The organism is Pseudoalteromonas sp. NCCP-2140 (assembly GCF_023708065.1).
Classification (GTDB): Bacteria; Pseudomonadota; Gammaproteobacteria; order Enterobacterales; family Alteromonadaceae; genus Pseudoalteromonas.
Genome location: NZ_BRCZ01000001.1, coordinates 463,259 through 475,379 on the forward strand (window position 1 = coordinate 463,259; position 12,121 = coordinate 475,379).

Below are 12,121 nucleotides of genomic sequence, written 5' to 3' on the forward strand. Positions count from 1 at the left end.
TTTTGGATAAGTTATGAATTCAGCGTTTGAAGCCGTTAGTAAAAACATTGAAACAGCTGCAGGCTGGCAGCAAAAATATCGCCAAATAATGCTCTTAGGTAAGCAATTACCTGTTATGCCTGAAGTACTCAAAGTAGATGATGCCCTTGTTAAAGGCTGTGAAAGTAAAGTGTGGCTGTATATCGACTTTGATCATACAGAAAACAGCCTAGTTTTAGCGGGCGATTCAGATACTCGTATCGTTAAAGGACTATTGGCTTTAATTTTAGCCTTATACAATGGCCTAACACCGGAGCAAGCAACGCAAATTAATGCCTATGATGAATTTGAACGACTCGGTCTAATTAGCCATTTGAGCCCTTCTCGTGGTAATGGTATTAAAGCCATGGTTGATAAAATTCAAACCATGGCTGAACAAAAACAATAAGTTTTATAAACTACGCTGTTTTTTATCAAGGTATTTTCTAATCGCTTTGGCTGCAACAAAAAAGCCAAAGCTGCCTGTCACCATGGTTGCAGAGCCAAAACCATTATTACAGTCCATATTCATTGAACCATCTGCACCTTGTTTTGCTTGGCAAACCTCACCTTCAGAGGTTGGATATACAAGCTGCTCTGTAGAATAAACACAATCGACGTTAAATTTTCGCTTTGGATTGCTACTAAAGTTGTACTGTTTTCGCAAAATATAACGTACTTTTGCAAGCAATGGATCATGGGTTGTCTTTGCAACGTCACCAAAACTGATTTGACTAGGGTCGGTTTGCCCGCCTGCGCCTCCGGTTGTAATAACCGGTAGTTTTATGCGTTTACAGTGAGCAATAAGCGCAGCTTTTTCTTTTACAGCATCAATACAATCAATCACATAGTCAAAACCTTGAATATGCTCACGAATGTTATCTAGCGTAATGAAATCGTCAATAACATTAATTTTGATATCTGGATTTATAAGCTCACAACGTGTTTTCATCGCTTCTACTTTTGCTTCGCCTACGGTGCCAGTTAAAGCATGAATTTGACGATTAACATTGGTTGCACAAATATCATCTAAATCAATGAGGGTTAGTTGCCCTACACCCGTTCGAGCCAATGCTTCAGCAGCCCAACTACCTACGCCACCAATACCAATGACACAAAAATGTGCTTGTTGTAACCAATCAAATTGTTGATGACCATATAAACGTTTAATGCCACCAAAACGAATGTCTTGTGTTGTTTCTTTCATTTACCAATCCAACGTCCAAGGAGCTGTCCACTCTTTGAATTCGTCTGAGTTAAAAACTTCATTAAGATGAGTACCTAAAGTGTAATCACATCGATACTCTTTAAGCTGCTCTTTATAGCTAAATTGTAGTGCATAGGCATGCAAGTTTGTGCGCTCGTCTTTACTACCAGCATAGGTACTATCACCTAGAATTGGAGCGCCTAAGCTTTTCATCGCGACTCTAAGCTGATGTGTCTTACCAGAGAATGGCTTTAACAAGTATGCACGAAGCCCTGGTCGAATACTTTTTGAGTAAAAGCGTGTGATAGCAGGATTCGTTTGGCTCTTTAACAGCTTAAATGCACCACGACGACTTTTCTGCATATCCCCTTTTATCCAACCTTGCTTTTTCTTAGGCTTAGCATCACTTACGGCTAGATAAAACTTATTTATTTTATGATCAGAAAATAGCGAAGTGAATTCGGCTGCTGCTTCTTTGTTACGGGCTAATATAATTAAACCTGATGTTACTTTATCTAGCCTATGAACAGGATAGAGCTTCTCATTAACAAGCTCTTCAGCAAGTACGACAAAACCAGCACATTGTTCACTATGAAAGCTCACACCTGCTGGTTTATAGAAAACAAAGAAGTCATCTTCACTGGCATGAAGATGAACATTGTTTACATCATGCATTTTTAGTTGCCAAGCACTGCAATAACGCGCGCTAAGTCTTCAGGGGTATCTACGCCTGCTTGCGGTGCACACAGAGCTTTTGCGATTTTAATTTTGTGACCATGATAAAGTACGCGAAGCTGCTCTAATGACTCTAAAAGCTCTAATCGAGATTCTGGTAATTCGATGTAGTCCTTAATAAAGCCAGCACGATAAGCATAAATACCAATATGGCGCGCAAAATCAGCAAGATCTAGCTTATCTCGGTTATCATTCATCATCGCATCACGGTGATAAGGGATTGGCGAACGCGAAAAATACAGTGCATTGTTGTCTGCATCGTTAATGACTTTTACACAGTTGGGATTAAATATATCGTCAATCTCATCAATACTGGTGCTCAAAGTCGCCATTGGCGCATCAGAATCTGCAAGTAGCATGGCAACTTGAGATACATTTTCGCTTGCCAATAAAGGCTCATCACCTTGCACGTTGACAACAATAGTGTCACTTTCAAGTTTTAACTGTTCAACAACTTCAGCTAAACGCTCTGTGCCTGATTGGTGATCTTCTCGTGTCATCAATACATTATCAGTAAACTTCTTTACTGCATCAAACACAGTTTGATGATCAGTCGCTACATAAACGTGTGATGCACCTGATGCAACCGCTTTTTCATAAACATGTTGGATCATTGGTTTACCACAAATATCAGCAAGTGGTTTACCTGGTAAACGCGTCGATGCGTAGCGAGCTGGGATAACGACTACGAATTCCACTTATCAACCTCTTCTTGGCTTAATTCACGGGCTTCATTTTCTAAAAGCACCGGGATATCGTCTTTGATTGGGTACGCTAGTTTCGCAGCAGTACTGATAAGCTCTTGATTTTCTTTATCAAGACGTAGTTTACCTTTACACACTGGGCAAGCGATAATTTCAAGTAATTTTGTATCAAAGGCCATTGAGGATCCCTTTTTGTTTTAATAATAAATTAAGTTTTTCGATAACTGCTGCTGTTGGCTTTGCATCAACAGGTAAATAATACCAATTTGGTTTAGCAAAACTAAAGCATTTAACTGCATCTTTTTCTGTCATAAATACAGCGTCATCTGCAAAATCGCTAAAGTCATTTGCTTGGTAGGCATAATGATCACGAAAATGATGAGTTGATAGTAAGTTAATGCCTTGCTGCTCAAGACTTATTTCAAAGCGTTTGGGGTTACCAATAGCACTGACCGCATGGCCTTTATCTTGAACTGAATTGGCGAGTTCTGAATTACTCACGGTACGAAATGGGCTTGATGTTAAATCATAGCGGCTTTGAGCCCTGCCACCATTTTCTATGACTAAATCAACCGATTTTAAGCGCGCTTTGGTTTCACGAAGTGGACCTGCCGGCATTAATAAACCGTTACCAAATTGGCGTTCACTATCAACGATACAACATTCGATATCACGCGCCATTTTATAATGCTGCATACCATCGTCAGAAATAATGACATCGATATCATGTTGTTCTAATTTTTTTATACTCGCTTGTCGGTCAGGGCCAACCATTACAACACAACCTAGGCGGCGTTTAATAAGTACTGGTTCGTCACCCGCTTGCGTTGTCGTCGTTTGTTCAGTCACTAACAAAGGATACGAATCAGACTGACCACCATAGCCACGGCTGATCACAGCCACTTTTAAACCTTGCTGCTGTAAGTACTCAGCAAGCCAAATAACAAATGGCGTTTTGCCGTTTCCACCGATACTAATGTTACCCACAACAATGACAGGAAGATGCGCTTTAAATGCTTTTAGTATATTAAGCTTATATAACAAAGCACGAAGCGTTGAGATAAGCCAAAAAAGCACACTGAAAGGTAACAGCAAAACGCTGAGTAAGCCTGGCTTTTTATACCAGCTTTTTTCAATAACACTCACTACTGCTCACCAAACTGCATCTTACATAACGCACTATAGGTACCGTCTTTTTCAAGTAGCTCGCCATGCGTGCCCTTTTCGATAACTTGACCATGGTCGATGACATAAATGCAATCACTGTTTTCTATTGTTGATAAACGGTGTGCTATCACAATCGATGTTTTTTCTTTCATTAAGCTATCAAGTGCTTGCTGGATCAGTTTTTCAGATTCAGTATCAAGCGCAGATGTCGCTTCATCAAGAATCAAAATAGGGGCATCTTTTAATATTGCACGAGCAATGGCTATTCGCTGACGCTGACCGCCTGATAACATAACGCCGTTTTCACCCACCATGGTATCTAAACCTTCTGGTAAGTCTTTAACAAACTCCCAAACATGGGCTTGCTTGGCAACCGCCATTAACTCCTCGTTTGTTAATTCGCGCTCAAGGCCATAGCAAATGTTATTCGTAATAGTGTCGTTAAATAAAACCACTTGCTGAGATACCAGTGCAAATTGCTTACGTAAGTCTGTCAGTTTGTAATCAGCAATGTTGACGCCATCAAGCAAAATTTCACTGTCACCTTCAAGCTCATAATAACGCGGTAATAAATTTGAGATGGTCGATTTACCTGAGCCAGAACGGCCAACCAATGCGATGCTTTCGCCTGCATTAATCGAAAGAGATAAATTCTTTAATACAGGCTCATCTTTCGTTGGGTATTTAAAGGTCACATTGTTCACTTCAATTTTCCCAGTTACTTTGTCAACGCTGTAAGTGCCAGTGTCTTTTTCTACTTCTTCATCAAGTACTAAAAAGATACTTTGCGCTGCCGAAATACCACGTTGTAAATCGCTATTAACGTTAGAAAGTTGCTTCAGTGGGCGTAATAACATCATCATTGATGAAATAAGTAATACGAAGTCACCTGAACTGATGGTATCAATCATCGACGGCATAGACACAACCCATAAAATCACGGCCATCGCGCTTGCTGCCAAAATTTGGATAACAGAAACGCTTAACGCTTTAGTTGCATCCATTTTAATGCGCTGCTGACGATTATGATTATTAATAGCCGAGAATTGCGATATCTCTTGCTGTTGACCACCAAAGCCATGAATCACCTTGTGACCAGATAGCATTTGCTCTGAACTGCGAGTTACTTGGCCCATAGCAGATTGGATTTTTTTCGAAATCATACGAAAACGTTTCGATACAAAGGCAACGATCACGGCCACCAGCGGAATAATGACTAAAAATATCAGTGATAGCTTCCAACTGGTATAAAACATATTAAATAGTAAGAAAACAACAAAGGCCCCTTCCCTTACAACAATTAACAAGGCTTTAGTAATGGCTTGTTGAACCTGCTCAGTATCAAAGGTGATTTTAGAGATTAAATCGCCATTTGAATTTTTATCATGAAAAGACACCGGCAGATGTAAAATATGTTCGAATAATTGTTGGCGCAACGTTCTTACAACTTGAGAGCCTACATAACTTAAACAGTACGACGACATATAGTTAAACATGCCACGACCTAATACCAATGCAATTACAACAAATGGTGCATAAGTTAAAACATCAGTGTTACGATCATTTAAACCTTCATCAATGAAGGGCTTCATTAAATTTATAAACAATGCATCCATGGCTGAATAGCCAATCATGCCTACAATAGCGAAAAACGCGATTAACTTATAATCACCCACATAACTGATTAATCGCTTATAGATTTGGGATGTAGTTTGATCCATAACACTCTCTTATTCATAGACTTCGACTATTGTAGCCTTTAGGGGGTAAAAACAAAACGTCAATCTTGTTCGAACCAATAACTTTCCTGCTCTCGCGCAAATTCTAAGCGATATTTATCTTCGTAAAATTTTATGCGTATATGGCCATATTCTGCCGTCGATAACTGCTGTATATGGTGTTGGTTATAACGATTTACAACCTCAGGATGAGGAAAGCGCCATTGCCCTTGATAAGCAGATGAATGGATAACTACTTCAGGGTTTACTGCACCTATAAATTTATAACTGGAAGAAGTATTACTACCATGATGGGGGCTTATTAAAATAGTCGCTCGTAAATCCTTCCCCGCTTCAACAAGCTTAGTTTCTGCCGCTGCGGATATATCCCCAGTCAGTAACACTGAGTAATTAAAACCCGTTACTTTTAATAAACACGACTGATCATTACGACTCGCATTTTCTACCTTTGCTATAAAACTTCTGATATTAAGCTCATCAAGCTTGAGTGTTGTTGTTTTGCACTTATTTCCCAGCCCCTGAGGATGAAAGATAGCTAGAGTGTCTTGAAACCCCGCCATTTGCCAACTTGTTAAACCGCCAGAATGGTCGTTATCTAAGTGGCTTATAATTGTTGCGATAACAGATAACTGTTGTTTAATGATGTTGTTGAGTAATACACGGTGTACATAATCATAACGGCCAAAGTACTGTGGCCCTAAATCATAAATTATCGCTTTGTTTTTGTGGCTTACCATCACCATTAAGCCATGCCCTACATCAAACACATCTAACTGAAACTTAGCTTCTGGCTGTAATTCACTATCAACGACATATACACAAACAGGAATTAAGCACACATATTTATTTGGACTAAAGTACAACAGCAGAAGTGATATGTAACTTATGATCAATAATGAAAAACTAAACTCATTGAGCGAGAACCAACGCCAGCCATTAGGGATAGAGAGTAGTAATTGATAGCCATAATACAGCGCACTGTCGACGAGTGATAACAAACCAGAAATATCCAGTACGCTAGAAACCAAACTATAAAAAAGTAACAAAGGCAATAATAGTAAACCTACCAAGGGCACGGCAATGAGGTTAATCAATAAACCTATGACGCTAGTGCCTGAGAAGTAATATAAGGATAGAGGCAGTAAACCGACAAATAAAGCGCACTGAACTTGCAGTAGCTGTGCAAATCGGTTTAAAAAACCAAGTGACAAATTAACTGTGTTTTTAGTCAGTAGAAAGATGATCGTAACAGCCAAAAAACTGAAATAGAGCCCGGGGTTTAAAAGTGCAAATGGGTCTATAAACAACACAACACTCAAGGCGTACAAAATTGAACGCCAACGCACTGGGTTTTTCCCTAGGTTATAAATAACAAGGTAACAGCCTAACATCAGCAGCGCTCGGCTTGCGGAAACTATAAAATCACTTAAGTAGACATAGATAAACGAGCAACAGAATCCTACAAAAACAAATAACTTATTTAATTGAATTGATTGTCTTACGCGTAAATGACTCACTCTTAACAGCCACTTACTACTATAAAAGCCGACTGCAAAGATAAGTCCGATATGAAGACCTGAAATAGCAAGCAGATGCGACAAGCCTAATTCACGTAGGTGTTTTCTATCTTCATAGCTTATTTTACTTCTGTCACCGGTTAAAAGCGCATAATAAAGCCATTGTAATTGGGTGTTTGCCGTCACTTTTTCAATATATGTGTGGTAACTCACTCGAAGGGAGTCATATCGATGATGATTTAAATAGCTTATCTCCCCTACGCTTCGGCCTTTATAAAATACTCGCTCAAGTAATGCTTGCCGCTCTCTATCAAAACTATAGAAATTTTTTACTGACCTGTAAGGTTTAAGTTTAAGTTCTGCGCTTAATTCATCTCCACTAGTAACAGGTTTATCTGAAGTAATGCTTAGCATTGCATTAGGAGCAGGTCGCATGCCTGTAGGGCAAGATTCAATATTTTTCAACTTTGCTTTAATGTAATAAGGGCTTTGTTCACTGTAAGTTTCAACTACCTCAAATCGAACTAATCGGCTTTGTTGATAATCGATTTTACAATTAGAGATGGAGTAAAAGATGAAGTAATGAAAAATCACTACTAAAATAGCGCAAATAAACCCTGACAATAGAGTTAAAAAAGGCTTAAAATAGGCACCTGCTAGCAATACAGCAAAACTCATTATATAAAACGCCGCAGTGCCAAATGTATATAGGGTGAAAAAACAGCCTATGACAAAGCCGCTGCATAACCAAATAGATGTAAATGGTTGCTTTAAATGGCTAAGAAAACGATCCAACGCTTTTTACCTGATCATAACAAGGTAAAAGAACACAAGTATTTAAGAATTTTTGGTCGTTTATTGCATGATGCCAATTTATGGCACTTAAATAGACGCTCAGCACGCGGTGCATTTGCGGTTGGTTTATTTTTTGCGTTCATCCCTGTTCCTTTTCAAATGGTTCTTGCAGCCGCCCTGGCTATTCCATTTCGAGTAAATTTACCGATTTCTGTTGCAACAGTGTGGATCACTAACCCACTAACCATGCCTCCTATTTTCTATTGCTCATATATTGTAGGCACGATTGCCCTTGCTCAACCACAGCAGCACTTCCAATTTGAACCAAGCTGGCAATGGTTTATAGATAGTCTTACAACAATTGGCCCAGCCTTTTTAGTTGGCTCATTTATTTGTGCAACAGCTGCGGCAATCATTGGTTATTTTGGTACCGACATGCTTTGGAAACGCTCAGTCCGTAAAGCATGGATACATCGCCATAAAAAATAACTGATTTCAGTATAGACAAAAAAACCCAGCTTCACGCTGGGTTTTTTAATATTGACTAGTAAGTCTCGATTACGAAACGATTACTTTTTAAAGAAGCGACGTGCAGCTGCAAATGGTACTAACAATAATGCATACCAAGGGAAGCTTGCTGATTGACGCTCGTATTGTTCAATCTCTTCTGCAGGACACTCTTCAACAGAGCCATCAATTGGTGTTAACTTAACAGCAACTGCAATACTTTCGTATTCAATATTACCATCAACATCTACCGTTACATTACCGAATGTATCGGTCTTTTCAACTGTTTTAGTCGCAACCCCGAAAATCTCATTATCATTATTAATAGCTTTAGCTTCAGCTATTGTGTATTTATAACGAGTCTCACCATCGTCTTCATAACAAGGTAATAAGTCGTTTAAGTTAACAATTGAGTCTTCACCAATGGTGTACATGAAACCTTCACGGCGACGTGATGATGTATTATAGATGTCAGTTTCCCCTTGACCAACTACAATACCATTATCATTAATATCATTTGCAACTGAACTAGAGCTTGAGAAGAAATCAGTTGGAAAAACTACACTTCCACTTTTTTTGTCATAGTAGTAAAACTTAGTTCTGTAACCACCTTCAATAATTTTGTTGGCATAACCAACTATTACATCGTCATTATTAATAGCAAAAGCCTGACCAGAGTCCCAGCCATCTTCTTGGTCTAAAAACTCTTTAATTTCACCGTTCTCAAAAACAACTGGCATGGTTACTACTGTATCAGTATCTTTGTAGCGAACATCTGATGTTCCGGCGATTAATCCATTTTCGTTAATAAGATAAGCACTACTTCTAAATGCGTTACCTTCATCATCTTCTGGTGTTAATCCAATGCCATAAAATTCTGTATTAGTTACATTTAAATTGCTATCCAGTGACCACTTAACAGCTCTTTTGTTAAAAATACCACTGCTGTAAGTTCTATTATAAACCTCGACACAATCCGATACAGGTTCATCTTCACCATCACATTTTTCTTCAATATCCTCTAAAGGATCCTCTGCAATATCCACTGAAACAGTGCCTACGACATCATAGCCACTATTTGTTTGAATTATGTCGTATGCAGCACTAAAACCACCATACTCATCAAATTCTGGTGCTAGTGGCACTTTATCACCTGATGCTGAGATCACCATTGCTCGACTGAGAAAGTCTCTTAAAAAGTGAGTCTCTTCTTCATCTTCATCCGTTTGAGTAAAAGACGTTTTCTCATAAGGATCGCTTCCCCAACCAACCATAACACCATCTTCAGAAACAGCTGTTAGAAGGTTTGTAGTCGAGCGGGTTAATCCATCATAATCAAGAGATTGTTCATCAAATATTACTTGTTCTGTTGAGCCTTCACTTGTATATACAGTGGCAACCCCATTGGATACTTTTTGAAATTCAGAATCAGTTAGGCGCCCCTGGTTTGAACTCGTGATATAGCTAAGCATAAATGCATGAGCATCAGCATTCGTATGAACCGCATCGTTATTTTCAATATCATCGAGTGTAAAGGTAATTTCTTTACCTATATCTTCATAGGCATCTTTTGTATTCTCATAATATGACTCAATTGATGAATCAGTGAAATCTATATAAGAAATGTCTATTGGAAAATTATATAACCCATTAGCAACACCTATGATATGACCACTTTCACTTACATCTGTTACATAATTATGTTTTGCGCCATCTAGACCACCTAATTCTTCTAATTTATAGGTTGCGCTCATCGCTGAGGTACTTAGGGTGGCTAAAATACTGGCAGCGAGTAATTTGTATTTCATTTTAATCCTTACTACTGATTCTTTAAATCTTCGAGTTCTTCCCAGCGCTCAAAAGCGGCTTCAAGCTCAGACTCTAACTCGGCTAAATGGTTCAATGCTTCTGTTGTAATTGCAGCATCTTGCTTAAAAAAGTCAGGGTCATTAACCACAACTTGCTGAGCGTCTAACGCTTTTTCAAGTTGTTCCACTTTACTGGGTAATTCTTCTAATTCAAGTTTTAATTTGTAAGAGAGTTTATTACTTTTCTTTGGTGTTTTATCTTGGCTAACAACGGCTGGCTTTTCTTGTTTAATTTGTTGCTGTTGTTGTTTTTCTTGCTCAGCTAAATGAGCTGCATACGCTTCATAGTCGCTATAGCCACCAACAATGTCGGTGATCTTGCCGTTACCTTCAAATGCCCATACAGAATTACAGGTATTATCAATAAATTCACGGTCATGGCTTACAATCAGTACAGTGCCCTGATATTGGTTGATGATCTCTTCTAAGAGCTCTAAAGTTTCAATATCAAGGTCATTGGTTGGCTCATCGAGAACAATAATGTTAGATGGCTTTAAAAATAATTTTGCTAATAATAAGCGGTTTTTCTCACCACCTGAAAGCGCTTTTACTGGCGTACGCGCTCTTGCCGGTGGAAATAAGAAGTCTTGCAAGTAACCAAGCACATGACGTGAGCGCCCGCCCATCTTCACTTCTTGCTTACCTTCAGCTACGTTATCTTGTACTGTGGCTTCTTCATCAAGCTTTTGACGATACTGGTCAAAATAAGCAAACTCTAAGTTAACACCTTGCTTAACACTACCGCTATCTGGTGTTAAGTCACCAAATAAAATTTTAAGCAGTGTTGTTTTACCAATACCATTTGGCCCAACAAGGCCAACACGGTCACCACGCATAACAAGAGTCGAGAAATCTTTTGCGATCACTTTATCTTTAAATGCATGACAGATGTTTTTCGCTTCGAATACTAATTTACCTGAACGATCTGCTGTTTCAATATTGAAATCAGTTTTACCAACTTGATCAACACGCTGCTTACGCTCTTTACGTAACTCTTTTAAAGCGCGTACACGGCCTTCATTACGCGTTCTACGTGCTTTAATACCTTGGCGGATCCATGCTTCTTCTTCTGCTAAGCGCTTATCAAATAATGCGTTTTGTGTTTCTTCTACTTTTAAATCATGCGCTTTTTGTTCAAGGTATGTTGCATAATCGCCAGGGTACGAAACCAGCTTACCACGGTCTAAATCAAGAATACGGGTTGCAACTGCTCGAATGAATGCACGGTCGTGAGAAATAAAAACGATACCGCCTTTAAACTCTTTTAAAAACTGCTCAAGCCAAATAACACTACTCATATCTAAGTGGTTGGTAGGCTCATCAAGTAGCAGTAAATCGGGTTCGCTAACCAAGGCTCGTGCAAGGGCAACTTTACGTAGCCAACCACCTGATAATGATTCAAGCTTGGCTTCTGGGTCTAGCTCTAAGCGAGATAAAACGAGCTGAATTCTGGTATCAAAACGCCAGCCATCAACGGTTTCTAATTGATTAGATAAACGCTCTAATTTGTTAAGCAATTTATCGTTATAGTCAGTTTGCATTTGATTACTAACTTGGTGATATTCTATCAGTAAGTTAGCGATATCAGGCATGCCCTGCGCGACATAATCAAATACTGAGCCTGCCGCCCCTTTTGGTGGATCTTGCTCTAAACGAGATATGCGAATACCGCCTAATTGGTTGATTTCGCCATCATCCAATGTCACTTGGCCATCAAGCACTTTTAGTAGTGTTGATTTACCTGCACCGTTTCGACCAACGATACAAACACGCTCACCTGACTCAATAACGGCATCGGCATCATCTAGTAGCGGATGTGTACCATAAGCGAGTTGAGCTTTGGCTATTCTGATTAAATCCATCG

General features: G+C 39.1%; 11 protein-coding genes. 2 read left to right on the top strand and 9 right to left on the bottom strand.

What is annotated here, in order from left to right; translation table 11 throughout:
• The first annotated feature begins 13 nt into the window (after window positions 1-13).
• Entirely contained in the window at window positions 14-427 is a 414-nt protein-coding gene (locus tag NFU46_RS02240) for a SufE family protein (protein ID WP_175082012.1), read from the top strand.
• Between the two features lie 3 nt (window positions 428-430).
• Here NFU46_RS02240 and tcdA read toward each other — a convergent pair whose 3' ends face one another.
• From tcdA to NFU46_RS02275, 7 genes are read right to left on the bottom strand one after another with little or no spacing between them, the layout of a single operon-like run.
• Window positions 431-1,225, bottom strand: a complete 795-nt coding sequence (gene tcdA / locus NFU46_RS02245) for a tRNA cyclic N6-threonylcarbamoyladenosine(37) synthase TcdA (protein WP_054561573.1) — start codon at window positions 1,223-1,225, stop codon at window positions 431-433.
• Complete coding sequence (locus NFU46_RS02250; RefSeq protein ID WP_063529407.1) at window positions 1,226-1,900, bottom strand: TIGR01621 family pseudouridine synthase; 675 nt, start codon at window positions 1,898-1,900, stop codon at window positions 1,226-1,228.
• Window positions 1,901-1,902: 2 nt separating this feature from the next.
• Complete coding sequence (gene kdsB, locus NFU46_RS02255; protein ID WP_251599266.1) at window positions 1,903-2,658, bottom strand: 3-deoxy-manno-octulosonate cytidylyltransferase; 756 nt, start codon at window positions 2,656-2,658, stop codon at window positions 1,903-1,905.
• Entirely contained in the window at window positions 2,646-2,843 is a 198-nt protein-coding gene (locus NFU46_RS02260; RefSeq protein WP_036968654.1) for a Trm112 family protein, read from the bottom strand. The genes kdsB and NFU46_RS02260 overlap by 13 nt, the downstream gene beginning before the upstream one ends.
• Window positions 2,833-3,810, bottom strand: coding sequence for a tetraacyldisaccharide 4'-kinase (gene lpxK, locus NFU46_RS02265; RefSeq protein ID WP_251599269.1), 978 nt, complete (start codon window positions 3,808-3,810; stop codon window positions 2,833-2,835). Before lpxK ends, NFU46_RS02260 begins: the two co-directional genes overlap by 11 nt.
• Window positions 3,810-5,552, bottom strand: coding sequence for a lipid A export permease/ATP-binding protein MsbA (gene msbA, locus NFU46_RS02270; protein WP_251599272.1), 1,743 nt, complete (start codon window positions 5,550-5,552; stop codon window positions 3,810-3,812). Before msbA ends, lpxK begins: the two co-directional genes overlap by 1 nt.
• Window positions 5,553-5,611: 59 nt before the next feature.
• Window positions 5,612-7,765 (bottom strand): DNA internalization-related competence protein ComEC/Rec2, encoded by a 2,154-nt coding sequence (locus NFU46_RS02275; protein ID WP_251599275.1) that lies wholly within the window; start codon window positions 7,763-7,765, stop codon window positions 5,612-5,614.
• A 96-nt stretch (window positions 7,766-7,861) separates the two neighbouring features.
• On the opposite strand from NFU46_RS02275, the gene NFU46_RS02280 reads away from it, so the two are divergent.
• The gene (locus NFU46_RS02280) at window positions 7,862-8,371 is read left to right on the top strand and encodes a DUF2062 domain-containing protein (RefSeq protein WP_054561579.1); all 510 of its coding nucleotides are present in this window, start codon (window positions 7,862-7,864) and stop codon (window positions 8,369-8,371) included.
• Between the two features lie 80 nt (window positions 8,372-8,451).
• On the opposite strand, the gene NFU46_RS02285 is transcribed toward NFU46_RS02280, so the two are convergent.
• The gene (locus tag NFU46_RS02285; RefSeq protein WP_251599278.1) at window positions 8,452-10,197 is read right to left on the bottom strand and encodes a DUF3466 family protein; all 1,746 of its coding nucleotides are present in this window, start codon (window positions 10,195-10,197) and stop codon (window positions 8,452-8,454) included.
• Window positions 10,198-10,208: 11 nt separating this feature from the next.
• Window positions 10,209-12,119, bottom strand: a complete 1,911-nt coding sequence (locus tag NFU46_RS02290; RefSeq protein ID WP_251599281.1) for an ABC transporter ATP-binding protein — start codon at window positions 12,117-12,119, stop codon at window positions 10,209-10,211.
• Window positions 12,120-12,121: the final 2 nt, after the last annotated feature.

Bases quoted from the DNA above. Each gene is read 5' to 3' on its own strand.
- NFU46_RS02240 (WP_175082012.1), top strand. From the start codon at position 14: ATGAATTCAGCGTTTGAAGCCGTTAGTAAAAACATTGAAACAGCTGCA.
- tcdA (WP_054561573.1), bottom strand. From the start codon at position 1,225: ATGAAAGAAACAACACAAGACATTCGTTTTGGTGGCATTAAACGTTTA.
- NFU46_RS02250 (WP_063529407.1), bottom strand. From the start codon at position 1,900: ATGCATGATGTAAACAATGTTCATCTTCATGCCAGTGAAGATGACTTC.
- NFU46_RS02260 (WP_036968654.1), bottom strand. From the start codon at position 2,843: ATGGCCTTTGATACAAAATTACTTGAAATTATCGCTTGCCCAGTGTGT.
- msbA (WP_251599272.1), bottom strand. From the start codon at position 5,552: ATGGATCAAACTACATCCCAAATCTATAAGCGATTAATCAGTTATGTG.
- NFU46_RS02275 (WP_251599275.1), bottom strand. From the start codon at position 7,765: ATGAGTTTTGCTGTATTGCTAGCAGGTGCCTATTTTAAGCCTTTTTTA.
- NFU46_RS02280 (WP_054561579.1), top strand. From the start codon at position 7,862: ATGGCTAAGAAAACGATCCAACGCTTTTTACCTGATCATAACAAGGTA.
- NFU46_RS02285 (WP_251599278.1), bottom strand. From the start codon at position 10,197: ATGAAATACAAATTACTCGCTGCCAGTATTTTAGCCACCCTAAGTACC.
- NFU46_RS02290 (WP_251599281.1), bottom strand. From the start codon at position 12,119: ATGGATTTAATCAGAATAGCCAAAGCTCAACTCGCTTATGGTACACAT.